The organism is Nonomuraea terrae (assembly GCF_044465245.1).
GTDB lineage: Bacteria > Actinomycetota > Actinomycetes > Streptosporangiales > Streptosporangiaceae > Nonomuraea > Nonomuraea terrae.
This window is the reverse complement of sequence record NZ_JBITLL010000007.1, coordinates 521,014-546,652: the sequence shown is the minus strand read 5'-3', so window position 1 is coordinate 546,652 and position 25,639 is coordinate 521,014. Positions and strand designations below refer to the sequence as shown.

Annotated in this window: 19 protein-coding genes and 2 pseudogenes; 11 read left to right on the top strand and 10 right to left on the bottom strand. The window is 70.8% G+C overall.

What is annotated here, in order from left to right:
- Positions 1 to 94 precede the first annotated feature (94 nt).
- Complete coding sequence (locus tag ACIBP6_RS36610) at positions 95 to 1,036, top strand: Gfo/Idh/MocA family protein (protein ID WP_397058471.1); 942 nt, start codon at positions 95 to 97, stop codon at positions 1,034 to 1,036.
- Entirely contained in the window at positions 1,029 to 2,144 is a 1,116-nt protein-coding gene (locus tag ACIBP6_RS36605; protein WP_397058469.1) for a zinc-binding dehydrogenase, read from the top strand. The genes ACIBP6_RS36610 and ACIBP6_RS36605 overlap by 8 nt, the downstream gene beginning before the upstream one ends.
- 9 nt (positions 2,145 to 2,153) lie before the next feature.
- Here ACIBP6_RS36605 and ACIBP6_RS36600 read toward each other — a convergent pair.
- The 4 genes and pseudogenes from ACIBP6_RS36600 to ACIBP6_RS36585 form a co-directional block, all read right to left on the bottom strand.
- Positions 2,154 to 3,332, bottom strand: a pseudogene (locus ACIBP6_RS36600) (MGH1-like glycoside hydrolase domain-containing protein); the annotation flags it as partial.
- Positions 3,329 to 4,114 carry a sugar phosphate isomerase/epimerase family protein gene (locus ACIBP6_RS36595; RefSeq protein ID WP_132616868.1) on the bottom strand — a complete coding sequence of 262 codons (786 nt, stop codon included), beginning with the start codon at positions 4,112 to 4,114 and terminating at the stop codon, positions 3,329 to 3,331. The pseudogene ACIBP6_RS36600 and the gene ACIBP6_RS36595, both read right to left, overlap by 4 nt.
- 1 nt (position 4,115) lies before the next feature.
- On the bottom strand, positions 4,116 to 5,144 hold the full coding sequence (locus tag ACIBP6_RS36590) for a zinc-binding dehydrogenase (RefSeq protein WP_397058467.1): 1,029 nt from the start codon (positions 5,142 to 5,144) through the stop codon (positions 4,116 to 4,118).
- Positions 5,145 to 5,240: 96 nt separating this feature from the next.
- On the bottom strand, positions 5,241 to 5,525 hold the full coding sequence (locus ACIBP6_RS36585) for a hypothetical protein (RefSeq protein WP_397058465.1): 285 nt from the start codon (positions 5,523 to 5,525) through the stop codon (positions 5,241 to 5,243).
- A gap of 331 nt (positions 5,526 to 5,856) precedes the next feature.
- Here ACIBP6_RS36585 and ACIBP6_RS36580 point away from each other — a divergent pair, with 331 nt between their 5' ends.
- The 4 genes from ACIBP6_RS36580 to ACIBP6_RS36565 are packed head-to-tail and all read left to right on the top strand — an operon-like array spanning position 5,857 to position 10,152.
- Positions 5,857 to 7,227, top strand: coding sequence for an ABC transporter substrate-binding protein (locus tag ACIBP6_RS36580; protein ID WP_397058463.1), 1,371 nt, complete (start codon positions 5,857 to 5,859; stop codon positions 7,225 to 7,227).
- On the top strand, positions 7,224 to 8,138 hold the full coding sequence (locus ACIBP6_RS36575; RefSeq protein WP_397058461.1) for a carbohydrate ABC transporter permease: 915 nt from the start codon (positions 7,224 to 7,226) through the stop codon (positions 8,136 to 8,138). Before ACIBP6_RS36580 ends, ACIBP6_RS36575 begins: the two co-directional genes overlap by 4 nt.
- A complete protein-coding gene (locus ACIBP6_RS36570; protein WP_397058459.1) occupies positions 8,122 to 8,991 on the top strand; it encodes a carbohydrate ABC transporter permease in 870 nt (289 codons plus the stop codon). The genes ACIBP6_RS36575 and ACIBP6_RS36570 overlap by 17 nt, the downstream gene beginning before the upstream one ends.
- Positions 8,992 to 8,994: 3 nt before the next feature.
- On the top strand, positions 8,995 to 10,152 hold the full coding sequence (locus ACIBP6_RS36565) for an ROK family transcriptional regulator (RefSeq protein WP_397058457.1): 1,158 nt from the start codon (positions 8,995 to 8,997) through the stop codon (positions 10,150 to 10,152).
- A 5-nt stretch (positions 10,153 to 10,157) separates the two neighbouring features.
- Here ACIBP6_RS36565 and ACIBP6_RS36560 read toward each other — a convergent pair whose 3' ends face one another.
- Positions 10,158 to 10,904, bottom strand: coding sequence for a helical backbone metal receptor (locus tag ACIBP6_RS36560; protein WP_397058455.1), 747 nt, complete (start codon positions 10,902 to 10,904; stop codon positions 10,158 to 10,160).
- 67 nt (positions 10,905 to 10,971) lie between these two features.
- Here ACIBP6_RS36560 and ACIBP6_RS36555 point away from each other — a divergent pair, with 67 nt between their 5' ends.
- The gene (locus tag ACIBP6_RS36555) at positions 10,972 to 11,958 is read left to right on the top strand and encodes an ATP-binding cassette domain-containing protein (RefSeq protein ID WP_132616854.1); all 987 of its coding nucleotides are present in this window, start codon (positions 10,972 to 10,974) and stop codon (positions 11,956 to 11,958) included.
- On the top strand, positions 11,955 to 12,791 hold the full coding sequence (locus ACIBP6_RS36550) for an ABC transporter permease (protein ID WP_397058452.1): 837 nt from the start codon (positions 11,955 to 11,957) through the stop codon (positions 12,789 to 12,791). Before ACIBP6_RS36555 ends, ACIBP6_RS36550 begins: the two co-directional genes overlap by 4 nt.
- A gap of 1,698 nt (positions 12,792 to 14,489) precedes the next feature.
- On the opposite strand, the pseudogene ACIBP6_RS36545 reads toward ACIBP6_RS36550, so the two are convergent.
- Positions 14,490 to 15,680 (bottom strand): annotated as a pseudogene (locus ACIBP6_RS36545) (ATP-binding protein); the annotation flags it as partial.
- 365 nt (positions 15,681 to 16,045) lie between these two features.
- Between ACIBP6_RS36545 and ACIBP6_RS36540 the strand changes: the two are divergent.
- Positions 16,046 to 16,957: a TIGR03619 family F420-dependent LLM class oxidoreductase gene (locus tag ACIBP6_RS36540; protein WP_397058450.1), complete on the top strand. Its 912-nt coding sequence runs from the start codon at positions 16,046 to 16,048 to the stop codon at positions 16,955 to 16,957.
- On the opposite strand, the gene tpx is transcribed toward ACIBP6_RS36540, so the two are convergent.
- Together tpx and icmF are read right to left on the bottom strand one after the other, a co-directional pair.
- Entirely contained in the window at positions 16,927 to 17,427 is a 501-nt protein-coding gene (gene tpx, locus ACIBP6_RS36535) for a thiol peroxidase (RefSeq protein ID WP_397058448.1), read from the bottom strand. The two genes, ACIBP6_RS36540 and tpx, sit on opposite strands and share 31 nt — an antisense overlap.
- A 145-nt stretch (positions 17,428 to 17,572) precedes the next feature.
- Positions 17,573 to 20,788, bottom strand: coding sequence for a fused isobutyryl-CoA mutase/GTPase IcmF (icmF, locus tag ACIBP6_RS36530; protein ID WP_397058446.1), 3,216 nt, complete (start codon positions 20,786 to 20,788; stop codon positions 17,573 to 17,575).
- A 103-nt stretch (positions 20,789 to 20,891) separates the two neighbouring features.
- On the opposite strand from icmF, the gene ACIBP6_RS36525 reads away from it, so the two are divergent.
- Positions 20,892 to 21,941, top strand: a complete 1,050-nt coding sequence (locus ACIBP6_RS36525; protein ID WP_397058444.1) for a glucose 1-dehydrogenase — start codon at positions 20,892 to 20,894, stop codon at positions 21,939 to 21,941.
- A 3-nt stretch (positions 21,942 to 21,944) separates the two neighbouring features.
- Here the strand turns inward: ACIBP6_RS36525 and ACIBP6_RS36520 are convergent, their stop codons facing one another.
- Together ACIBP6_RS36520 and ACIBP6_RS36515 are read right to left on the bottom strand one after the other, a co-directional pair.
- Positions 21,945 to 22,892, bottom strand: coding sequence for a CHAP domain-containing protein (locus ACIBP6_RS36520; protein WP_397058442.1), 948 nt, complete (start codon positions 22,890 to 22,892; stop codon positions 21,945 to 21,947).
- Positions 22,893 to 22,977: 85 nt separating this feature from the next.
- Positions 22,978 to 23,748 (bottom strand): PP2C family protein-serine/threonine phosphatase, encoded by a 771-nt coding sequence (locus ACIBP6_RS36515; RefSeq protein WP_132618713.1) that lies wholly within the window; start codon positions 23,746 to 23,748, stop codon positions 22,978 to 22,980.
- Between the two features lie 76 nt (positions 23,749 to 23,824).
- Between ACIBP6_RS36515 and ACIBP6_RS36510 the strand changes: the two genes are divergently transcribed.
- A complete protein-coding gene (locus tag ACIBP6_RS36510; RefSeq protein WP_397058441.1) occupies positions 23,825 to 25,603 on the top strand; it encodes an N-6 DNA methylase in 1,779 nt (592 codons plus the stop codon).
- Positions 25,604 to 25,639: the final 36 nt, after the last annotated feature.

Below are 25,639 nucleotides of genomic sequence, written 5' to 3'. Positions count from 1 at the left end.
CTCATGAGGTCACGGCTTTCTGCCCGCCGAGAAGGCGAACGAACATGTTTGTTTGATACTCGCTAGACGTGGCATATGCCGGGTTGTGTCATCAATGACCCGAGTCGGCATCGTAGGTGCCGGAAATGTCGCCGCCCGCCACGCAGACGTCCTGTCCGGCTTCCCCGATGTCACGATCGCTGGAATAGCCGACACGGATCCCCACAAGGCCGAGGCTCTGGCCTCGAAGCATGGCGCCCCCGCCTATGGCGGCCATGCCGACCTGCTCAGTGCCGGCGGTCTCGATGCTGTCTACGTCTGTGTTCCTCCTTTCGCGCACGGTAACCCGGAACTAGATGTTCTGTCGTGCGATCTACCGATGTTCGTGGAAAAACCCCTTTCGCTGGACCTGCAAACAGCGGAAAACATCGCAGCCGAAATAGAACGGAGATCTCTGCCATCCGCAGTAGGCCATCATTGGCGTTACCTGGACATTCTCCAGCAGGCTCATGACCTGCTCGACGGCCGTCCGGTACGCCTCGCGCTCGGCCACTGGCTCGACAAGGTGCCGCCCGTCGGCTGGTGGCTCGATCCCGGCATGTCCGGCGGCCAGATCGTCGAGCAGGCCGTCCACGTGCTCGACCTGGCGCGGCTGCTGGTGGGCGAGGTGTCCATGGTGCACGCGGTGCCGGCGGAGAACACCGTGGACGGCGAGGTCGACCGCGCCACGTCGGCGGTCATGCGTTTCCGCGGCGGCGCCTCCGGCCTGCTGGCGACCGCCTGCCTGCTCTCCCACAAGCACCGGGTGGGGCTGGAGGTCTGCGCCGACGGCATCGCGCTGGAGCTCAGCGAGACCCGCCTGCTCATCGACGGCGAACGCGTCGTCGAGGACGACGGCAACGCCAAGACCCGGGTGGACCGGGAGTTCATCAACGCCGTACAGGGCAGGGGGGCCGATGTTCGCGTACCGTACCGGGAAGCGCTCAGGACCCACCGGCTCGCCCTCGCGCTGGCGCGGTCCGCGACCGAACGGAGGCCGGTGATGCTGGATGAGTGACGCGCTCGCCGAAACGCTGAGCATCGAGGCGCCGGGCGAGGTCCGCCTGGTCGAGGAGAAGCTGCCCGACCTGCCCGACGGCGGGTTCATGGTGGCCACCACCCACAGCGGCATCTCGGCCGGAACCGAGCTGACCTATGTCAAGGGCACCAACCCCTACCTCGGCGCCTCCTGGGACCCGGCGCTCGGGCTGTTCCTGGAGGGCACGCCGTCGGTGTCCTATCCGGTGCGCGGCATCGGCTACATGCAGGTCGGCCTGGTCGTCGAGACGCGGACGCGGGCGGTGTCCGAGGGCGCGCTGGTCGCCATGTGCTACGGGCACCGCACGGCGTACGTGGCCGACCCGATGGCCGACCGGTTCGTGGAGCTGCCGGACGACCTCGACCCCATGCTCGGCATCTACGTCGCCCACATGGGCCCGATCTGCGCCAACGGCCTGCTGCACGCCGCCCACGACCTGTGCGGCCCGGCCGTGCAGGGCCTGGGCGACGGCGTACGCGGGCGGCGTGTCGCGGTCGTGGGCGCCGGCGTGGTCGGCCTGCTGACAGCCATGTTCGCGATCTCCGCGGGCGCGGCCGAGGTCGTCGTCGTGGACGAGACCCCCGAACGGCTCGCCATCGCCGAGGCCCTCGGCGCCAACGTGCTGGCCGCCGACCCGGAGACCGCCGTCGAGCTGAAGCGCCGCTGGCGCCACGGCCCCAACGACCGCGGCGCCGACGTGGTGTTCCAGTGCCGCGGCCAGTGCCGGGCGCTGGCGCTCGGCCTGCGCCTGCTGCGCCCCCAGGGCACGCTGGTCGACCTGGCCTTCTACACCCAGGGAGCCGAGGAGGTGCGGCTCGGCGAGGAGTTCCACCACAACGGGCTGACCGTGCGCTGCGCCCAGATCGGCCGGGTGCCGCGCGGCCTCGCGCACGCGTGGGACCGTGAGCGGCTCTCGCACGAGACGATCGCGCTGCTCAGGGAGCGCGGCCGGCTGCTACGCCGGCACGTGATCACTGACGTCGCCCGCTTCGCCGAAGCACCGCAGCTCATGACCGATCTGGCGGCCGGCCGCCGGCACACCGTTCAGGCCGTGCTCTGCGACGACGTCGAGGACGAGGGCGGCTGACCAGCTGAAGTCGCGGCTGCCGTGGCCGCTCAGGGTGAACGGGTCGAAGTACTCGCGCAACCCCGAGCGGGCCGCGGCGCAGAGCATGCCCCTGGCCAGCGGCCCGGCCAGGTCGGGTCGGCGGTCCTTGAGCCCCTGCCAGACGAGCCAGTCGAGGTTGATCCAGCTCGGGCCGCGCCAGTAGCGGGCCACGTCGAACCCCGGCGCGGACGGTGAGTAGCTGGGCAGCACGCCGTCCTTGAGCGCGAAGCGGTCGAGAGCGGTGTCGATCAGCGCGTCGGCCACCTTGCCGGGCAGGTCGGGCAGCAGCAGCGGGGTCAGCCCGGCGGCGCTGGCGGAGCTGATCAGCCGGCCGGTGCGCACGTCGCGGGGCTGGAAGAGCGCGCCGTCGAAGAGGTGGTCGACCATCGCCTCGGTCGTCGCCTCGGCCTCGCGCTCGTGCGGCCCGGGGTCGAGCCCGAGCTCGCGCGCGATCAGCGCGAGGATGTGCTCGGCCAGCCCGTACGCGGCGTTGAACAGCGGGTCCTCGACCTGGAACTGCCCGTTCACGCGGTAGCCGGAGTCACGGTAGGCGAGGGCGAGGGTGACGTAGCGCTCGTAGTCGCGGTCGGTGGGCCGCTCCTCGGCGCTGACGCTGTCGAGGTCCTTGCGGACGAACCCGGTGTTTCCCGGCTCCACGGCCCGCAGCGGCTCGTCCCAGGCCGGGCTGTTGTCCATGCCCGACTCCCAGGGGTGCACGATCGAGATCAGCCCCTTCGCGGAGCGCCGGGCCGCGCGCAGGAACTCCTGCTGCGCCACCAGCCGGGGGTAGATCCGGCGCAGGAACGCCACGTCGGGCTCGGCCAGGTACGTCTTCCACACGGCCAGGGCGTGCACGGGCGGCTGGACGATGCCGGAGGTCGCCGACCCGGAGGGGGCGTGTACTTCCCAGAAGCGGGGCCCCGGGAAGTAGGCCGCCTCCGGCACCTTCGGGTTGAACACGATGTGCGGCACCCTGCCGTCCTGCCACTGGGCACCGAACAACGACAGCAGCTCCGTCCTGGCCCGTCGCGGGGACAGGCGGGCGTTGCCGATCGCGATGAAGGCGGAGTCCCAGCTCCACTGGTGCGGATAGAGGCGACGGGAGGGGACCGTGTAACTGCCGTCCCAGTTGCTCACCAGAACGCGCACGGCGTCGCGGAGGATCATAGGAATTTCCTCACGAAGGCAGCGGTTTGGGGGAGAACGATCTCGGGCTCCCCGCGCAGGCGGCACTCGAGAGCGAGGTAGCCGTCATAGCCGACGGCGTCGAGCGTGGCCAGCTGCGCGCCCCAGTCGATGTGGCCGGTGCCGGGCTGGTTCCTGTTCGACTCGCTGATCTGCATGTGGGCGATGTAGGGGGCGGCCTCGATCAGCGACCGGCAGGGGTCGTCCTCCTCGATGTTCATGTGGTACGTGTCGCCGACGACCCTGATGGAGTCCATCGCGCAGTAGGAGACGGCCTCGGCCAGCGTGTTGACCATGTGGTTCTCGTAGCGGTTGAGAGGCTCCAGCATGATGAGGACGCCGTTGCGCTGCGCGTGCTCGCCCAGGACGCCGAGCGCCTCGGCCAGCACCTCGCGGTCCTCCTCCGGGCTGCGCGGCGGCTCGAACGGCGGCAGCCGCCGGGAGAACTGACCCCACGACGCCGGCGTCATGACCCCGATGCCGCCCAGCTCGGCGATCACCGTGAGCTGCGAGCGGAGCTGCTGGATCGCGTCCTTGCGCTTGGCCGGGTCGAAGTCGCCGATGAAGTGCGGCATGTCCACGCAGACCGTGGGCATGACGACCCCGTCGGCCAGGGCTCGCTTGAGCTCGGTCAGGCGGCCCGCGAAGTGGAAATCGCCCTTGCCGCGCAACTCGATGGCGTCGAACCCGGCGTCCACCGCGAACGCGAACTTCTCCTGCAGCGTGCGGCCAGGAAGAAGCTGCTCCTGTACGGCGAGCTTCATGTCACTCCTTGAATTCGAAGACGAGCTGGAGCACCTCGGACTGGTGCTTGTCGAGCAGATCGAAGGCCGCGGCGGCTTGGTCCACGGGCATGACGTGGCTCACGAGCGCCCGTGCGTCGATCTCGCCGCGGTACACGAGCTCCATGAAGGTGCGCTGCAGGCGTTCGACGTCCCAGCGGTGCGACAGCCAGGAGGCGACGCCGCCGATCTGGGAGGAGACGAGCTGGACCTGGTTGTGGTGGAACTCCTCGCCCAGCCGCAGCCCGACGCCGTCGCCCTGGTAGAACCCGGCGGCGACGACCCGGCCCCCCTTGCGGACGGTCCTGATGGCCTCGTGCAGCCCGAGGTTGCTGCCGCTGAGCTCGATCACGGTGTCGGCGCCCTCGACACGCTTGCGCATGAACTCGGCGACCGAGCCCGCGCGCACGTCGAACGTCTCGGCGGCGCCGAACCTCCTGGCCAGCTCCAGCCGGTCGGAGATGGCGTCGGCGGCGACCACGCCGGCCCCGCTCAGCACGGCCAGACGGGTGGCGAGCAGCCCGATGACGCCCTGGCCGAAGACGGCGACCTGGTCGCCGAGGTGCACGTCGGCGGCGTGGACGGCGTTGAGCGCGATGGCCCCGACCCGGGCGAGGACGCCGGTGATCGGGTCGACGCTGGCCGGCAGCACGTGGCCGACGAGCTTGTCGGCGGGCAGGACGGCCTCGGCGCGGTGGCCCCAGATGCCCCACACCAGGCAGCCGAGCGGCGGGTCGGCCACGTCGGGCGCGGCCTCCACCACCTCGCCGACCTCCTGATAGCCCCAACCGGCCAGCGGATACGCATGCGTCTGTCCTTCGACGAAGAGCCGGCGCTCGGTGTCCCACTTGCGACTGAGATAGGGATTGGTACCGCGGTAGGCGGTGAGTTCGGTGCCCGCTGAGACTCCTGAGTAAAGCGTGCGTACTCGCACGGAGCCCGGCACGAGATCGGCGGGCGCCTCCAGGCCGACGCGGACATGGCCTGGCTCTTCGAAGGTGATGACGCGCATTCCCCACACTTACGCTTTTTGATCAGACAAAAGACAAAGCTTTAGTCCTTGTTTGCAAACGATAGTTGCGCTCGTAACACTCACAAGTCTACGACTTCAGTCGAAGATGTGACTGATGAAATTGGGGTTCCTGACTGCGTGTCTTCCGGAAAGCGACCCTTCCGACATCGCCATGAGGCCGTCGAGCAGGGTTTCGAGGCCCTTGATGGAGCCGGCTGACCGGCTCGGGATGACACAAATCACACCAGGGTAGATCGTTGCCGCGAAGCAGAACGCGATCGTTTCAGGCGAATCTTCGGGGAGACCGGACTGACGCTTTCCTCTGTCGCGTACGACGAGAACAATCTTCACCCTGAGCAAGGGCCCCAGGTGAACGCGCATGTCAGGCGTTCCGTGGCCGACGCGGCCGCCCGACGACCGGCACGTCCGCCGGCCGCCGGCCCGGCCGGCCGTGCGCGACGACCTCCAACGCAGCCGAAGACCGCTGGCCGACTACGCGAAAGAGCGCCGGGGGGAGATCGTTGTCGGCGACCGCGTGAGGAAGTGCTGGCACCCCGATGGGCATCCCGGGAACCTCGCCGCCAAGCGCGAGAGACGCGGGCCTGAAACGGAGCACGGACAGAGTACAGAACGGTCTCTGTATCGCTTACCGCACGTTGCGTGACCTCATCCGGGGGTAAGGGCGGCATATCCCCAACCGGAGGAGCGTGTGATGCCCAACAAGGTTACCGCCGTCCTCTCCGTCGCCCTCCTGGCCGTCGCCTCCCTGGCGGCCTGCGGGGACGACGGCGGCGGGCAGTCGTCCGCGAACGAGATCACCGTCTGGACCGAGGAGAACCTCGAGGACCGGATGGCCATGCAGACCGCGATCGTCAACGAGTTCACGCAGAAGACCGGCATCCGGGTCAAGCTCGTCGGCGTGGCCGAGGACCAGTTCAGCCAGACCGTCACCGCCGCCGCCGCGGCCGGCGACCTGCCGGACGTCATCGGGGCGCTGCCGCTGGCCCAGGTGCGCGAGCTGGAGGCGAACGACCTGCTCGACACCGAGACCCCCGGTCGGATCGTCGACCAGCTCGGCCGTGACACCTTCTCCCCCCGCGCGCTGGAGCTCGACTCCTCCGGCGGCACGCTGCTCGCGGTGCCGAGCGACGGGTGGGCGCAACTCCTCCTCTACCGCAAGGACCTGTTCGAGAAGGCCGGGCTGCAGCCGCCCGACACGTACGAGGCGCTGGAGGCCGCGGCGGCGAAGCTGAACACCGGCGGCGTCGCGGGCATCACGCTGGCGATCGCGCCGCGCGACTCGTTCACCGCGCAGAGCTTCGAGCACGTCGCCCTGGCCAACGGCTGCGAGCTGGTGGACGGCTCCGGCAACGTCACCCTCGACTCGCCGCCGTGCGTGCGGGCCTTGGAGTTCTACGCCAAGCTCGCCTCCGACTACTCCGTCAAGGGCCGGCAGGACGTCGACTCCACCCGGGCCACGTACTTCTCCGGCAAGGCGGCCATGATGATCTGGTCGTCGTTCATCCTGGACGAGATGGCGGGGCTGCGAAAGGACGCGCTGCCGAGCTGCGCCGAGTGCCGCGACGACCCGCAGTGGCTGGCCGAGAACACGGGCGTCGTCACCGCGCTCAAGGGCCCCGACGGCGGCGCCCCCGCCCAGTACGGCGAGATCGTCTCCTGGGCGATCACCCGCGACGCGAACCGGGACGCCTCCGCCCGGTTCGTCACGTACATGATGAGCGAGGGCTACGAGCGCTGGATCGGCATGGCGCCCGAGGGCAAGGTCCCCACCCGCAAGGGCTTCGACACCGCCTGGGAGAAGATGCCCGCCGGCGTCGACGACAAGCGGCCGCTGGCCGACGTCTACCCCGCCGACGTGCTGGACGCGCTGCGCAAGAGCCCGGACACCTTCGCCCGCTGGGGCATCCCGCAGGGCCAGGGCAAGCTGGTCGGCGCCACGATGGGCGAGCTGCCCGTGCCGAAGGCGCTCAGCGCGATCGTCGACGGCTCCATGACCCCGCAGGCCGCCGCCGCCCAGGCGAAGTCGGAGGTCGAGTCCATCAAGCGCGGGATCCGCGAGTGACCCCCCGCACTCTCAGGCAGCAGGAGGGGCGGGCGGGCCTCGCGCTCATCTCGCCCACGCTGATCATCACGCTGGTGGTCGTCGTGCTGCCGCTGCTGTGGGCGATCATGCTCGCGTTCCAGGACGTACGGCTGATCAACATCCGGCAGGTGGGCCTGTTCGGCAACTACACGCTGGAGAACTTCGCCTACGTCGTCTCCGAGCCGGGTTTCTGGTCGTCGCTGGTCAACACGCTGATCTACACCGTCGCCGGCACGGCGCTGTCGATCGCCATCGGCCTGGTGACCGCGCTGGCGCTGCGCGACAGGTTCAAGGGCAGGACCATCGTGCGGGCCTCGATCCTGATCCCGTACGTGGCCCCGGTCGTCGCGGTCGCGTTCCTGTGGGAGACGATGCTCAACCCCCAGTACGGCATCGTCAACACCTGGCTCGACGAGCCGGTCGCGTTCCTGAGCCAGGCCCAGGGCGAGTTCCTCGGCATCCAGGTGCCGGTGGCGCTGCTGACGGTGATCGCGTTCGAGGCGTGGCGGTATTTCCCGTTCGCGTTCCTGTTCATCCTGGCCCGGCTGCAGGCGCTGCCGTCCGAGCTGGACGAGGCCGCGGTGGTCGACGGCGCCACGCCGACCCAGCGGTTCCGCTACGTGATCATGCCGCAGCTGTGGCGCATCGTCGCGCTGCTTGCGGTGCTGCGATTCGTGTTCACGTTCACCAAGTTCGACGACGTCTACCTGCTGACCGGCGGCGGCGCCGGCACCGAGGTGGTCAGCGTGCGGGTCTACAACTTCCTGACCGCCCGCGACGACATCGGGGCCGCCGCGGCGCAGTCGATCGTGCTGGCGGTCTTCCTGGTCGTCTTTCTGATCGTCTATCTGAAGTTCTTCGCGGGAGGCGAGCGTGAGCAGGGCCGTTGAGCCGACCATGAGCCGCGACAGGTTCGAGCGCGGCCTGCTGAGGGTGCTCAGACCGGTGGTGATCGCGTTCCTCTTCCTGATCACCGGGTTCCCGTTCCTGTACATGGTGATGCTGTCCGTACGCGACATCCAGGAGCTCATCCTGGATCCCGGCTCGTTGTGGCCGCGCGCCTTCACCCTGGACACCTACGAGAACGTGCTGACCCGGCAGGGGTTCCTGATCTTCCTCAAGAACAGCGCGATCGTCTCGGTCGCCTCGGTGCTGGTCACGCTGCTGATCTCGATCCCGGGCGCGTACGCCGTCGCGCGGCTGCGCTTCTTCGGCCGGCGGCAGGTGCACTTCCTCTTCCTCGCGGTTTACCTCTTTCCGGCGATCGTGCTGGCCATCCCGCTGTTCGTGTTCTTCACGATGATCGGGCTGCGAGGTTCGCTGATCGGTTTGGTGCTCGTTTATATCGCGCAGACCGTGCCGGTCACGGTATACATGCTGCGCAACTACTTCGAGACCGTGCCGCAGAGCGTGGAAGAGGCGGCCGCGATCGACGGGTGCACGAGGTTGTCGACCATCTGGCGTGTGGTGCTGCCGCTGTCCAAGCCCGCGCTGATGGCGACCGGCCTCTACGCGTTCATGATCGCTTGGAACGAGTTCCTGTTCGCCCTGCTGTTCCTCGTGGAGCGGCGGGAGAGCTGGACGGTTTCGCTCGGGCTCTCGCAGCTGGCGGGGAGCATCGAGATCCCGACGACGGTCCTGATGGCAGGTTCCGTGGTGCTCACACTGCCCATTGTGATCGTGTTCTTCGCCAGCGAACGGCTGCTGACGGAGGGCCTCACCGCAGGGGCGGAGAAGGGATAGATCATGCTGACGGCAGGGCAGATCCTCCAGCTCATCCGCGATGGCGCCTGCCGTACCCGCAAGGAGCTGATCGAGCACACCGGGCTGTCCCGCTCGACGATCACCGACCGGGTCGACCGGCTGATCGACGCGGGCTACATCCACGAGTGCGGCGTGGCCAGCTCCGGGGGCGGGCGGCCGCCCTCGGTGCTGGACGTGGACGCCGCCAGGAGGCTGATCCTGGTGGCCGACCTGGGCGCCACCCATGCCAGGGTGGCGCTGACCGACCTGGCCGCCCGGACGCTGGCCGAGGAGCGCACCGAGATGCGCATCGAGCTCGGGCCCGAGGCCGTGCTGTCGTGGGTGCGGCACACGTTCCAGCGCATGCTCGACCGGGCCGGGCGGATGCCGGACGAGGTGTGTGGGGTGGGCCTCGACGTGCCCGGCTCCGTCGACCAGACCAGCGGCCGGGTCATCCGGTCGTTCCTCATGCCCGGCTGGGACGACTACCCGGTGGGCGAGGCCATCGCCGCGACGTACGGCGTGCCGATCCTGGTGGAGAACGACGCCAACGCGATGGCGCTGGGCGAGTGGTGGTCCACGTGGCGCGGCTCCGACGCGCTGCTGCTGGTCAAGGTGTCCACGGGGATCGGCACCGGCATCATCTTCGACGGCCGCATCTACCGGGGCGTCGAGGACGCCGCCGGCAACATCGGTCACGTGCGGTTAAACGAGGACGACGACCGCGTCTGCACGTGCGGCTCGCGCGGCTGCGTGGCGTCGCTGGCCAGCGGCCACGCTCTGGCGGGCGACCTCGGCGTCGGCTCCAGCCGCGACGTCGTGCGCCTGGTCCAGGCCGGCGACCCGGCGGCCATCTCACGCGTCCAGGAGGCCGGGCGCACGCTGGGCGTGGTGCTGGCCACCGCGATCAGCCTGCTCAACCCGGCCGTGCTGGTGTTGTCCGGCGACATGGCCGCGACCGGCGAGCACTACCTGACGGGCATCAGGGAGATCGTCTACCGGCGCAGCCTGCCGTACACGACCCGCAACCTCAAGATCGCCACCGGCTCGCTGGGCGAGCGGGCGGCGATCGTGGGGATGGCGGTGATCGTCATGGAGCACGTGCTCTCCGCCGCCTCCGTCGACGCCGCGCTGGCCGCCGAGCCCGGCGCGGTGGGCTGAGGCGGTCAGCCGAGCGCCGCGCGCAGCAGGGCGGGGGCGTCCACGAGGGACGGGCCGTACCACGTGAGCAGGCGGCCGCTGACCAGGGCGCAGGTGAGGCCGGGGAACGACTCGGGGCCGTCGCCCGCGCTGAAGGTGTACGGCTCGTCGGGCAGGACCACGAGGTCGGGGCGGCGTGCGGTCAGCTCGGGAAGCGGGATCTTGGGATAGCGCTCGGGATGGTCGGCGTACAGGTTGTCCACGCCCAGGTGGCGCAGCACGTCGCCGGTGAACGTCTCACGGCCTGCCACCATCCAGGGGCGCCGCCAGATCGGCACGATCGCCGTGCGTCTCGGGCCCGCGTACGGCTCGCCCCACGCCCGCCGCGCCGCCGCCAGCCAGGCGGGCGGCTCGACGCGGCACGCCCGGGTGAACATGCGCTCCAGCGAGGCGAACGCCTGCTCCAGCGTCACGATCCGGGTGACCCAGACCGCGAGCCCCGCCGCGCGCAGGGCCTCGATGTCCTGTGGGCGGTTCTCCTCGAAGTTGGCCAGGACCACGTCGGGCCGCAGCCGCCTGATCGTGTCGAGGTCGGGGTTCTTGGTGCCGCGGACCCTCGCCACGTCGAGATCGGCCGGGTGGGAGCACCAGTCGGTGGCCCCCACCAGCGCGTCCGGGACGGTCGCCGCCACCGACTCGGTCAGCGACGGCACCAGCGACACGATCCGGCGTACGGCGCCGGGGATCTCCACGGTTGCTCCGGTGTCGTCCACACCAGCAGCCTAGGTCGTGAAACCGGCGCGAGGGGGCCGTGAAACCGGGGGCGGCGACAGTGCTGTCATGAACATCACAGAACCCGGAACGGAACCGGCCGTACGCGCGGAAGGGCTGGTCAAGGCGTTCGGCGAGCATCGTGCCGTGGACGGCATCGACCTCGACGTACGGGCCGGCGAGATCTTCGGCGTCCTCGGCCCGAACGGCGCCGGCAAGACCACCACGCTGCGGATGCTGGCGACGCTGCTGCCGATCGACGCCGGCCGTGCCGAGATCTTCGGCGTGGACGTGGCCGCCGACCCGCACGTGATCAGGCAGCTGGTCGGCGTCACCGGGCAGTACGCCTCGGTCGACGAGAACCTGACCGCGCGCGAGAACCTCTGGCTCTTCAGCCGGCTGCAGGGCATCCCCTCCGCGCGCGCCAAGCGGATCGCCGACCGGCTGCTCGGCCAGTTCGGCCTGGAAGAGGCCGCGGACAAGACGCTCGCGCACTTCTCCGGCGGCATGCGGCGCCGCCTCGACCTGGCCGCCAGCCTGATCACGAGACCGCCGTTGATCTTCCTCGACGAACCGACCACCGGCCTCGACCCGCGGACCCGCGGCCAGATGTGGGACACCATCCGCGGCCTGGTGGCCGACGGCTGCACGGTGCTGCTCACCACGCAGTACCTCGACGAGGCCGACCAGCTCGCCGATCGCATCGCCGTCATCGACCGCGGCCGGAAGGTGGCCGAGGGCACGCCCGACGAGCTGAAGACGGCGGTCGGCGACTCCACCCTGCAGCTGCTGCTCGCCGAACCCGGCGAGGTGCCGGCCGCCGTCGAGGTGGTCCGGCGCGTCCTCGGCTCCGACCCGGTGCTCAGCCCGGAGCAGGGCCGCCTCAACGTCGCGCTCGACCAGGCCGACCGGGCCGCGGACGTGCTGATCGCGCTGCGTACCGCCGGGGTCTCGATCTCCTCGGTGAGCGTGGCCAAGCCCAGCCTGGACGAGGTGTTCCTCGCCCTGACCGGTCACGAGACGGATGACAGGACCGATGTGGAGGAGAACCGATGAGCAGCACGATCGCGCCCGCCCGGCAGACCGTACGGGCGGCGGAGCGGGTGGCGGCCGCCCGCCGGCACGTCTCCATGGGCGAGACGCTCGCCCAGACCATGACGATGGCGTGGCGGGCCGTCAAGAAGATGCGCCGCAACCCCGAGCAGTTCTTCGACGTGGTGCTGCAGCCGATCTTGTTCACCGCGATGTTCGCCTATGTCTTCGGCGGCGCGATCGCCGGTGACGTGGAGAGCTATCTCCCGCTGATGATCCCGGGCATCCTCGCCCAGACCGTGCTGACGACGTGCATGGTCACCGGGACGCAGCTGCGCGAGGACATGGAGAAGGGCGTCTTCGACAGGTTCAAGTCGTTGCCGATCGCCCGGATCGCGCCGCTCGCCGGGCCGATGGTGGCCGACCTGCTGCGCTACGCGACCGCGGCGACCCTGACCTTCTCCATGGGCCTGCTGATGGGCTATCGCCCCGGTGGAGGGGTGACGGGCGTGCTCGCCGCGATCCTGCTGGCGATCCTCACCGGCTGGTCGCTGGCGTGGATCTTCACCTGGGTCGGCACGATCGCCAAGAGCGCCCAGGCCGTCCAGGGCATCTCCATGATGATCCTGTTTCCGCTGACCTTCCTGTCGAACGCGTTCGTCCCCGTCGGCACACTGCCCGGCTGGCTTGCCGCGTTCGTCCGGGTCAACCCGGTCTCACACCTGGTCACGGCCGCTCGCGACCTCGCCAACGGCGCTCTCGTGAGCGGAGAGGTGGCCTGGACGCTGCTGGCCTGCCTGGTCGTCGTCGCGATCTTCGCGCCGCTGTCGGTACGCAGCTACAAGCGACACATCTGACCCCCGGCCGTGGTGCCCCGAGAGTCTGCGGAGAAGAGCCAGTGCTTCGCCGAGGAGGTCGTCGCCGCGCCGGTCGCCGTACTCGGCGCGCACACGGGCGAGCATCCCCGGCGCGACGTCCTCGGCGTACGGCTCGATCTGCTCAAAGGTCATGCTGGGCATCATGCCGTTGTAGGAGAACCGCTCGGCCAGCACCAGCAGAGCGACCGCGTCGCGGGGAGCCATGGCCTCCCGCAACAGCCCCCAGACGCCGAGCGCGAAGAGCAGCGAGCCGCTCACCGGGTAGTCGATGAGCGTGCTCTCCGCGTTCAGCACATCGCGGGCCCGGCCGGTGGAGCAGGACAGGAACAACTCCTCACCGTACGGGACATCCGCCGGCCCGGCGTGGTAGGCGTGCGCCGTCAGGGCGAGCGCCTCCGCCGTGACCACCCACGGCTCGAACCCCGAGCTCGGCATCCCCGGCAGCCGCAGATCGCGCGCCCGCTGGACGGCCAGGCGGTAGTCGGCGAGGGCGGCCGCCGTCTCGCCGCGCGCGAGGGCGAGTTCGGCGGCGCACAACGAGACGATCGCCAGCCCGCCGAGAACCGCCTCGCTGTCGTTGATGCGGATGATCTCCGCGAACTCGGCTTCCGCGGTCGCGTGGTCGCCGTCGGCGATCGCGGTGATCAGCAGTATGGAGCGCAGCTGCGTCTCGTCGTCCGTGGCGCCGAGGCGGCGCAGGACCGGCAGCGCGACGCGCGCATGGGCGATCGCCCGCCGCCGGTCGCCGCGCTGCATGCTCAAGTGGCCCAGCACGTTGTGCAGGACGGCCGCGAACCACGGCCCCTCGTCCTCGCGGAGCAGCGTCAGGGCACGCTCGGCCGCCGCGATCGCGCCGGCCGTGTCGCCCGCGTTCTCCAGGACGTGGACGCTCGCCTGCGCCGCCATCAGCGCCACGTCACGGTCGGCGCTGCGGCACAACATCTCCAGCCGGCCCCGCAGATCGGCGCCTTCCGACGGGTCGCACGCGAGCGCCACCGTCACCATCGCCGCGAGGCGAGAATCCGTCGTGTCGTGGACGGGCAGCCGGCTGAGCAGCTCGCGCAGCTGCCCGTCGCGGCCGTCGACGACGATCATCGTGTTCATGAGCGTGACCAACAGGGCGGCCCGGGTGGCCTCCACGAGCTCCGGCGACGGGAACCACCCCCTGACCGCCTGGATGATCGCGTCTCTGAGCGCGATGACCCTGGCGTGGTCGCCGCGGATCGACCACAACGCGCCCACGCCGTTCAGCAACTGGACCGCCGTGGCGGGGTCGGGCTCGGCGAGCGCCTGACGGAGCAGATCGGTGAGATTGACCTCTTCGGCCCGCAACGCGTCGACCGCCGCGAACTGGTCCGGACTGAACACCTTGGCGGCGTTCTGCCGCGAGTAGTCCGTCGCCCACGCCCGCAGCGCGGCCCGCGCGGGCGGTTCTTCGCCGGCCTCCTTCAGGCGCACCCGGCCGAACTCCCTGACGGTCTCCAGCATCCGGTAACGCATGCCGTACGCCGTCTCCTGGACGCTCAGCAGTGACTGCTCGGCCAGCGCCTGCACGGCGTGCAGGGCGTCGGGGCCGAGCACGTGCTCGGCGGCGGCCAGCGTGAAGCCGTCGCCGAACCGGGACAACCACCGCAGGGCCCGACGCTCCGGTTCAGCGAGCAGGTTCCACGACCAGTCGATGACCGCGAGGAGCGTCTGATGCCGGTCAGGGGCGCTGCGATCGCCGCCGCGCAGCAGGGCGAACCGATCGGCCAGGCGCCGCGCGATCTCCTCGACCGACATCACCCGCGCCTTGGCCGCGGCCAGCTCGATCGCGAGCGGCAGCCCGTCCAGCCGGGTGACGATCTCGCGGACCGCCCTGTCGTCGATGCGCACGCCGGGGCGGGCCGCCGTGGCGCGCTGGCGGAAGAGCTCCACCGCGTCGCCGGGCTCCAGCTCGCCCAGCGGGTAGACCCGCTCGGCGGGGATCGACAACGGGGCGCGGGACGTGGTCAGCACCCGCAGGTCTCGCGTGGTGGCGGTCAGGAAGGCCGTCAGATCGGCGACGGCATCGATCACGTGCTCGCAGTTGTCGAGAATCAGCAAGGCCGGGGCCTGGTCGAGATGCCCGGCGATGCGGGCGCGGATGTCGGCACGCTGCTCGGACGTCAGCGCACGGCGCCCGCTGACCGAGTCGCGGACCCCGAGCGCCGAGCCGACCTCGCCGATGACTCCCTCGGGCGAGGAGACGCCGACGAGCGCGACGAAGTGGACGACGGGTTGCGTGGCGTTCCTGCCGACGACGTGGGCGAGGCGCGTCTTGCCCAGCCCGCCGGGCCCGATGACGGAGACCACCCGGTTGGCCCGCAGCAGGGCGTGCACCGCGCGGATGTCGCCGTCGCGGCCGAGCAGCGAGGAGCCGTCGTACAGCACGCCCGCTCGCACGGGCCGGTCGGCGGCGAGTAACGCGGCGTGCACGCGGGCGAGCTCCGGCCCCGGGTCCGTGCCGAGGCGCTCGGCCAGGTCCGCGCGATGGCGTTCGTAGCGCTCCAGCGCCGCGGCGGCGCCGCGCACCGCCGCCTCGCTGCGCAGCAGGCAGGCGAGCAGCTCCTCGTCGTGCGGCCGGACGGCCGCGGCCTCCTCCAGCAGGGGCAGCGCGTCCTTGTGGTCGCCGCCTCGGGAGCGCGCGACGGCCGACACCCGCCGCGCCTCGGCCAGCTGACCGGCGGCGACGGCCCTCAGGTCGGCCAGCGGGCCGGTGGCGGCCTCCAGGCCGCCGGCCACGAGGTCCATGGCCTCTTCGGCGTGGCGGCGCGCGCCCGCCACGTCGTCCTCGGCCAGCGCGGCGTGCGCCCGCTCGACCAGGAGACCGAGCAGCAGCGCGTCCACCTGCTCGTCGGGCAGGCCGAGGCGGTAGCCGCGGGCCGTGCGCGTCACGGCGTCGGCGCAGGTCGCGGCACGGGTCCGCGACACGACGACGTGCAACGCCTTCGTCGGGTTGGCGGGCGGGCGGCCCGGCCACAGCTCCTCGACCAGGCGCTCGTCACCGGCCCCGGCCCGGCCGTGCAGGGCGAGGACCGCCAGCAGGGTGTGCGCGCGATCGCCGATCACGCGCGCCCCTCGCCAGCGGACGCCGTCGAGCAAGGTCAGCACCGGAGCCACGCACCCCAGCTTACGAGCGTGCTCGTCGCGTCCCGCGCGGGCGTGAGAAGATCACTGCCATCCTGTGCGGCGTGGGCGGAAAGGGCCGGGGCATGCGTATCGGGCTGGCAGTACCGCAGTACGGCGTCTTCGCCGCATCGTCCAGTGTGCTGCGGGTCGCGCGGGAGGCCGAGGCCATGGGCTTCGACAGCCTGTGGGCGGGCGACCGGCTGATGACGCCGCTGCGCCCGAAAGACCGCTATCCGGGCGGCGACGGGGCGATCCCGGAGGCGCACCGGGTGTTCCTCGACCCGTTCGCGGTGCTGTCGGTGGCCGCCTCGGTCACCTCGGCCGTACGCCTGGGCACGAGCGCGCTCAACGCCTGCTGGTATCCGCCGGTGGTGCTGGCCCGTTCGCTCACCACGATCGACCACCTGAGCGGCGGCCGGCTGGAGGCGGGGTTCGGGCTCGGCTGGTCGTCGGACGAGTACGCCGCCGCCGGGGTGCCGTGGAAGGATCGCGCCGGCCGCTACGACGCCACGCTCGACGCGCTGGAAGCCATCTGGACGAGCGACCCGGTGGAGTTCGAGCACGACCTGTGGACGATCGTGCCCAGCCACATCGAGCCCAAGCCGGCCCGCCGCCCGCCGATCCACCTGGCCGGCTTCTCCGACGCGGCGCTGCGCCGCGTCGGCCGCCGCGCCGACGGCTGGCTGACCGCGTCGCTGCCGGTGCCCGTGCTCACCGCCATGTGGCGGACGGTGTGCCGCAGCGCCGAGGAGGCCGGCCGCGACCCCGGCGCGCTGCGCATGATCCTGCGGGCCAACCCGATCGTGACCGACGCGGGCACACCGCCGCGCAGCGGCACGGTCGGCGAGTTGTCGGCCTATCTCGCCACCGTGGCGGCGGCCGGGGTCGACGAGGTCATCCTCGACCTCCAGCACACCGCCACGGGCGATCAGCACCTACTGGAGCTGGCCGGAGAGTTCAAGACTCACTTGAGCGCCGCGAGCGCGGCGTCGTAGTCGGGCTCCTGGCTGATCTCGGGCACCAGCTGGGAGTAGACGACCTTGTTGTCGCCGTCGAGCACGACCACCGCGCGCGCGGCCAGCCCGGCCATCGGGCTCGACTCCAGCGCCACGCCGTAGTCCTTGAGGAACTCACGGCCGCGCATGGCCGAGAGCGTGGTCACGTTCTCGAGCCCCTCGGCGCCGCAGAACCGCTTCTGCGCGAACGGCAGGTCCGCGGAGATGCACAGCACGGCGATGTCGGGGTGCTCGGCGGCCACCTCGTTGAAACGGCGCACGCTGGCCGCGCAGGTGCCGGTGTCAAGGCTCGGGAAGATGTTGAGCACCTTGGTCTTCTGGCCGAAGTCGTCGAGCGACCGGTCGGCCAGGTCAGCCCCGACCAGGCGGAACGCGGGCGCGGTGTCGCCCGGCTTGGGGAAGGTGCCGGCCACGGTGACCGGGTTGCCCCTGAGAGTGACGTCGGACATGAAACCTCCTGTTAGCGATCTTTCTTCGCTGAGCGTGCCCCCTTCTTGATCCTATCCATGGGGCCCGGCCCACTCGATCACCCCGTCCGCCGCCGGCTCAGCCCGAGACGGCCCTGCCGCGATGTCAGCCGAAAGTGCCGAAGCGCTAGACGTTGCGGCGGTACTGGCCGCCGGCTTCGAAGAGGGCGTCGGTGATCTGGCCGAGAGAGCAGACGCGGGCCGCGTCCATCAGGACCTCGAACGCGTTTCCCTCCGACATCGCCACCTGGCGCAGGCGGGCGAGCTGGGCGGGGGCCTCGTCGCGGTGGCGGTCCTGGAAGGCGCTCAGGCGTTCCAGCTGGGAGCGCTTCTCCTCCTCGGTGCCGCGGGCCAGCTCCAGCTTGTGGGCGTCGGACTGGTCGGCGCCTTCCGGGTTGCGGAACGTGTTCACGCCGATGATCGGCAGCGAGCCGTCGTGCTTGCGCATCTCGTACAGCATGGACTCGTCCTGGATCTTGCCGCGCTGGTAGCCGGTCTCCATCGCGCCGAGCACGCCGCCGCGCTCCGACAGCCGCTCGAACTCGCTCAGCACCGCCTCCTCCACCAGGTCCGTGAGCTCCTCGACGATGAACGAGCCCTGCAGCGGGTTCTCGTTCTTGGCCAGGCCCCATTCACGGTTGATGATCATCTGGATCGCCATGGCGCGGCGCACCGAGTCGGCCGACGGCGTGGTCACGGCCTCGTCGAAGGCGTTGGTGTGCAGGCTGTTGCAGTTGTCGTAGATGGCGATCAGGGCCTGCAGGGTGGTGCGGATGTCGTTGAAGTTCATCTCCTGGGCGTGCAGCGAACGGCCCGAGGTCTGGATGTGGTACTTCAGCTTCTGCGAGCGCTCGTTGGCGCCGTACCGCTCGCGCATGGCCACCGCCCAGATGCGGCGGGCCACCCGTCCGAGAACGCTGTACTCCGGGTCCATGCCGTTGGAGAAGAAGAACGACAGGTTCGGCGCGAAGTCGTCGACGTTCATCCCCCTGGACAGGTACGCCTCCACGTAGGTGAAGCCGTTGGAGAGGGTGAAGGCGAGCTGGCTGATGGGGTTGGCCCCGGCCTCGGCGATGTGGTAACCGGAGATCGAGACCGAGTAGAAGTTGCGCACGCCGTTCGCGATGAACCACTCCTGGATGTCGGCCATCATTCGCAGCGAGAACTCGGTGGAGAAGATGCAGGTGTTCTGGCCCTGGTCCTCCTTGAGGATGTCGGCCTGCACCGTGCCCCTGACCGTGGCAAGCGTGCGGGTGCGCAGCTCGCGGTCCTCCTGCTCGCCGGGGTCGCGGCCGTGCTCGGCGCGGAAGCGCTCTCTGGCCTGGTCGATGGCGGTGTTGAGGTAGAAGGCCAGGATCGTCGGGGCGGGGCCGTTGATGGTCATCGACACGGACGTGTTGGGCGCCGCCAGGTCGAAGCCGTCGTAGAGCACCTTCATGTCGTCGAGCGTCGCGATTGACACCCCAGAAGTGCCGACTTTTCCGTAAATGTCGGGCCGAGGGTCGGGGTCGTGGCCGTACAGGGTCACCGAGTCGAACGCGGTGGACAGCCGCGTCGCCGGCTGGCCCTCCGACAGCAGCTTGAAGCGCCGGTTCGTACGGAACGGGTCGCCTTCGCCGGCGAACATCCGCGTCGGGTCCTCGTCGTCCCGCTTGAACGGGAACACCCCCGCGGTGAACGGGAACATCCCCGGCAGGTTCTCACTGCGCAGGAACCGCAGCAGGTCGCCGTGGTCGCTGTAACGCGGCAGCGCGACCCGGGGCACGCGGTTGCCCGAGAGCGTCTCGCGCCAGAGCGGGGTGTGGATCTCCCGGTCGCGGATCTTCACGACCAGCTCGTCGGCGCGGTAGCGCTCCTTGATGGCGGGCCAGCCGTCGAGCAGCGCGCGGCTCTCCTCGGTCAGGGCGCTTTCCGCCTGCTCGGCCAGCTCGGCGAGCCGCCCTCCGTCCTCCCCCAGCATCTCGCGGACCGCGGCGAGCTGCTGGCGGCGGCGGGCGATCTCGGCCTGCGCGAGCGTCTCGGCGTGGTACGCCCGCACGGTCTCGGCGATCTCCGCCAGGTAGCGCGACCGGGCGGGCGGCACGATGGCCGCCGACACCTCGGAGGTGCGCCCCTCCACCCGCGGCAGCAGCCCCGGGCCCGTCCCGATCCCGAGCAGCGGCTTGAGGTGGTGGTAGACGGCCGTGACGCCGGCGTCGTTGTAGCGGGCGGCGATGGTGCCGAAGACCGGCATGTCCTCGGGCCTGGCCCCGAACGCCTCGCGGTTGCGCACGAGCTGGCGGCGCACGTCGCGCAGGGCGTCCTCGGCGCCGCGGCGCTCGTACTTGTTGATGACCACGGCCTCGGCGAAGTCGAGCATGTCGATCTTCTCCAGCTGGGAGGCCGCGCCGAACTCCGGCGTCATCACGTAGATCGGCACGTCCACGTGCGGGACGATCCCGGCGTCGCCCTGGCCGATGCCGGGCGTCTCGATGATCACCAGGTCGTGTCCGGCGGCCCGGCAGGCGGTGACCACGTCGTCGAGGCAGGCCGGCACCTCGCTGCTCGCGCCCCGGGTGGCCAGGGAGCGGAAGTACGTCTGCGGGCCCAGGCTGTTCATCCGGATGCGGTCGCCGAGCAGGGCGCCGCCGCCGCGCCTGCGGGTGGGGTCGATGGCGATGACCGCGATGCGCAGCTTGTCGTCGTTGTCGACGCGGAAGCGGCGGACCAGCTCGTCGGTGAGCGACGACTTGCCGGAGCCGCCGGTGCCGGTGATGCCGAGCACGGGGGCCGCCCCGCCGTCGCGCTCCTTAGCTCCGGCCGCGCGCAGGCCCGCGACGAGGTCCTCGGGGGCGCGTCCTGACTCGATGAGGGTGATCGCGCGGGCCAGCGCCGCCTGGTCGCCGGAGACCACGGCCTCCACCGACGGCGGGTCGCCCAGCTCGACGTCACACTCCTCGATCAGCTTGTTGATCATGCCGGGCAGGCCGTACCGCTGGCCGTCCTCGGGCGAGAAGACGCGGGCGACGCCGCGCGAGTGCAGCAGCTCGATCTCCTCGGGGACGATCACTCCCCCGCCGCCGCCGTACACCCTGATGTGCCCGGCGCCGCGCTCGCGCAGCAGCTCCACCAGGTAGGAGAAGAACTCGACGTGGCCGCCCTGGTAGGAGCTGATGGCGACGCCCTGGACGTCCTCCTGGATGGCGGCCGTGACGATCTCGTCCACGGAACGGTTGTGGCCCAGGTGGATGACCTCCGCTCCCTGGGTCTGCAGGATCCGCCGCATGATGTTGATCGCCGCGTCGTGCCCGTCGAACAGGGCCGCGGCGGTCACGAAACGTACGGGGTGTACCGGGACGTGCACGCCTGATCACTCCTTCGTGGAGGCTTCACCTTCGAAGATACTAGGACGTCCTACTATTTCCCACAGTCGCCGGGGTAGGGGCAGAGGCGAGGGGGTGAGAGCGATGCGCGCACTGACGTTCGTACCCCGCACGAAAGGGACGCTCGCCGTGGAGGAGCTCCCCGACCCGCGGCCGGGCCCGGGCGAGCTGCTCGTCCAGGGGCTCGCCCTGGGCGTCTGCGGCACCGACCGGGAGCTGGAGCTGGGCGAGTACGGCTGGCCGCCGCCGGAACGCGAGCGCATGGTCATCGGGCACGAGTCGCTCGGCCGGGTGCTGGAGAGCCCCGAGGGCTCGGCGTTCTCGCCCGGCGACCTGGTCGTGGGCGTCGTCCGCCGGCCCGATCCCGAGCCGTGCGGGGCCTGCCGGCGCGGCGAGTTCGACATGTGCCGCAACGGCCGCTACACCGAGCGCGGCATCAAGGAGCTCGACGGGTACGCCAGCGAGCTGTGGACCGTGAAGGCCGCCTACGCCGTCCGGGTGGATCCCTCGCTGGAGAGCGTCGGCGTGCTGGTGGAGACCGCATCGGTGGTGGCCAAGGCGTGGGAGCAGATCGAGCGGATCGGCTCACGGGCCTGGTTCGACCCGCAGAGCGTGCTGGTCACCGGCGCCGGGCCGGTGGGGCTGCTGGCGGCGCTGTTCGGGCGGCAGCGCGGTCTGGAGGTCCACGTGCTCGACCGGGCCGCGCCGGGCCTCAAGTCGAGCCTGGTGGAGGAGCTGGGGGCGACGTACCACTCGTCCTCGACGCTGGAGGCGTTCGGGGACGACAAGCCGGACGTCATCATCGAGTGCACCGGGGCGGGGCAGCTCGTCATCGACGCCCTGACCACCACGGCCGCCGCGGGCATCGTCTGCCTGTGCGGCCTGTCGTCGGGCGGGCGCGCGCACCGCGTGGACGCGGGGGTGATCAACCGGGACATCGTCCTGGAGAACGACGTGGTCTTCGGCACGGTCAACGCCAACCAGCGCCACTACCGCGACGCCGCGGCCGCGCTGGCCAAGGCGGACCTGTCCTGGCTGGGACGCCTCATCACCCGCCGCGTCCCCCTCTCGAACGCCCTGGAGGCCTTCGAACCCGCGGGCGACGTCAAGGCGGTCGTCGACCTCACGACCTGACGATCAGGTCGGATCGTACGGCTTGCGCCTGGTGGGAGTGGACCGGCGGGCGGGACCGGCGGGGACGCGGGTCCGCTCGGGACGGGCCGGCGGGGTGGTCCGGTCGCGGGCTCCGGAGGTCCGGCCCGCGGTGGCGCGGGGGCGCGGCGGCTCCTTGTCGGCCGCCAGCGGGTTCCTGGGCGACGGGACCTTCGGGGGGCCGGACGCGGGCTCAGCGGGCTTGCGGGTGAATGGCGCGTTCCACGGCCAGGGCAGGCGGCGGTGGGAGCCGCGGCGGCGGCCGGTGACCCGGAGCGAGAGCACGAGGATGACGAGCACCATGACGGCCAGCAGCGCGGGCGGGGTGCCTAAGACGTCGAGGGGCGACGACGGCGGCGCCTCGGCGCGCGGCAGGGGGACGAAGGGCCGTTCGGTGGAGCGGATCTCGTCGCGCTCGGCGCGCTCCTTGACGATGCGCGGGACGCCGTAGCCGACGACCTTGTCGGTCTCCCTGGTCTTGCGCTTGAGCCAGACGCGGTCGACGTTCGCCTCGATGGTGTGGATCTTCGTGCCCTCGACGCGCTCGACGACGCCCACGTGGTCGACGCCCTTGTAGCTGCTGCCGCCGCTCCAGTCGAAGAAGACCAGCGCCCCCGGCTCGGGCTTCTGCGTCCAGGCGCCCTGCTTGATGAACCAGGCCGCGTGGGACGGCGTCCAGGCGAACTCACCGACGTATTCGGAAATATCCGCCTTGTTGGCCGCCCAGGCGAGGAACATGTCGCACCATGCCCCGTTGCGGAACTGGGAATCTTGCACGCGATCCGCGTACCACTCGCCGAACTTGGTGAACTGGCCGCTCTTCTCCTTGTAGCCGAGTTCCTGCCGCACCGTTTTCAGCAGCTCGTCCGCGATCGGGTCCAGGACGACTCCTCCAGAAAACCGATAAATCACGATGGACTGTAATAGCGCCATCGAGAAATTGCGCGGCTCACTCGGAAAATGTCGCGCTATGAGGCGAAATATCGGCTCTGTGACCGATGAGGCAGGTGATACGGCGTCAGATCCCCGCACCCACGCGATAAACGGCCACGTCCCCCGCGCCCGGCGCGACCACGTCGGCCACGATCACGGTCACGTTGTCGGGCGAGCCGCCCTCGTTCGCCAGGTCGATGAGCCGCTGCACGGCCGCCGCCGGGTCCACCACCGTGGTCAGCACCTCGTGCAGCACCTCGGGCCCGAGCACGGTCGTCAGCCCGTCGGAGCACAGCAGGTAGCGGTCGTCCGGCTCGGCCTCGCGCAGCGCCATGTCGGGCTCGGCCCGGCCCTCGCTGCCCAGCACGCGCAGCACCATGGAGCGCCGGGGGTGCACGGCGGCCTGGTCCTCCGTTATCCGGCCTTCGTCCACCATCGACTGCACAAGTGTGTGATCCTTGGTCATCTGATAGAGAGCACCATCGCGAAGCAGATATCCGCGGGAGTCACCGAGATGAGCCAGGGCGAACCGGTAACCGTCCCAGAGCATGGCGGTCACCGTGGTCCCCATCCCCCGGCGGGCGGGGTCGATCTCGGCCAGCTCGACCAGCCTGCGCGCGGCCTCGTGCACGGCCCCTTCCAGCGCGGCCTCCAGGTCGGAGCCCGTCTCGGGAAGCGTGGCGTCGAGCTCACGCATGACGGCGATCGCCGCCGAGCTCGCCAGCTCGCCGGCCGCGTGTCCACCCATGCCGTCAGCCACCACGAGCAAGCGGCCACTCGCATAGCCGGAGTCTTCGTTCTGCTCCCTGCGGCGGCCCACGTCTGATCCGGCGGCATAGCGGATGTTGTGCTTCATACCCTGCAGTAAATCATTGGTTGAAAGACTTCACAAGCAGATGCGCTGAAGACTCTTGTGAACTACTGTGGGGTCCATGAGCCACGACCCGACCGTCAACGCCGGGGACATCGCCCGGCTCGCCGGTGTCGGGCGGGCCGCGGTGAGCAACTGGCGCCGCCGCCACGACGACTTCCCCCAGCCCATCGGCGGCACGGCCAACCAGCCGTTGTTCTCACTGCGGCAGGTCGAGTCCTGGCTGCGGCGCTATGGGAAGTCCTACCAGGTCTCCCTGGGAGATCGGGTGTGGCAACGCCTGAAAGCCGCCGGTGATTTGCGGCTCGGCGAGCTGGTGGCCCACGCCGGAGCCCTGCTGACCGGCGCCGCCGACGTCTCCGACGCCGCGCTCGATCCCGAGCTGGCGCGGCTCGTCCTGGAGCTGGGCCAGGAGCACGGCCCGGCGGCCGCGTACGAGTTCCTCTGCGAGCGCTACCTCGAGGCCCACTCGCGCCGGCTCTCCGTCACCCGCGACGACGTGGCCGAGCTGATGGTGACCCTGGTGGGCGCGGACGGCGCCACCGTCCTCGACCCGGCCTGCGGCGTCGGCACGCTGCTGCTCGCGCCCGCCCTTACGGCGCCGGGTCCGGTCAGGGTGCTCGGGCAGGAGCTGAGCGAGACCTCGGCCGCCATCGCGGCCTTCCGGCTGCGGCTGCGCGGCGTCGAGGCCAGCGTGGTGCCCGGCGACTCCATGCGTCACGACGGCTTCGCCGGCGAACGGGCCGACGCGGTGGTGTGCGATCCGCCGTTCAACGAGCGGGCCTGGGGTTACGAGGAGCTCACGGGCGACCCGCGCTGGGAGTACGGCCTGCCGCCGCGCGGCGAGTCCGAGCTGGCCTGGGTGCAGCACTGCCTCACCCACGTCAGGCCGGGCGGCCTGGTGGCCATCCTGATGCCGCCGGCCGCCGCGAGCCGTCGGCCGGGCCGTCGCATCCGCGCCAACCTGCTGCGCGCGGGCGCCTTGCGGGCGGTCGTCGCGCTGCCGGGCTCCGACCTGTGGCTGCTGCGCCGCCCGGCGGCGGGCGAGCGCCCGCCGTCCGACGTGCTGATCCTCGACGCCGCGGCCGACCTGGCGGCGGTCGAGCCGGCCTGGCGCGCGTACGTCGAGGAACGCTCCGAGCAGACGGTGCGCATCATCGACCTGCTGGCCGACGAGGTCGACATGACCCCGGCCCGCCACCAGCGGCGCGACGACGTCGGGCGGGCGTTCGCCGAGGCGCGTGACCGCTTCCTCGCGGCCGCCGCCGTGCCGCCCGACCTGAAGGTCCTGGACCAGCCGCTCGACCAGCCCGCCACCACTCTCGGCGATCTGATCAAGGAGGGCCTGGTGACCACGTCGCAGGCGCCGCCGAAGATGGCCGCCGACGGGGGCGACGTTCCGGTCCTGACCTCCGACGACGTGTTCAGCGGCAGTTCGCCGTCGGGGGCGACCACGGTGCAGCAGGGGCTCGTCGCGATCCGCCCGGGCGACGTGGTGGCCTCCTACTCCGCCGTCCGGGTGGTGGCCGACGGCGGCGGGGCGGTGCTGGGCCCGCACCTGACGCTCTACCGGGTCGACGCCCGCCGGCTCGACCCCGACTTCCTGGCCGGCTTCCTGCGGGCCGCGGGCGGCCGGGTCACGACCGGCTCCAGCCGGTTCGACGTGCGCCGCACCCGCCTGCCGCGGCTGCCGCTGAAGGAGCAGAAGGCGTACGGCGCCGCGTTCCGGCAGCTCGCCGTGCTCGAAGACGCCATCCGTGAGACCTCGTCCCTCGGGCAGACGCTGATCCGGCTGGGCCTCGACGGCCTGGCCGAAGGCCATCTGCACCCGCAGTCCTGACGGTGTAGCTTTTGCCGAATGTAGTGATTTTCCACG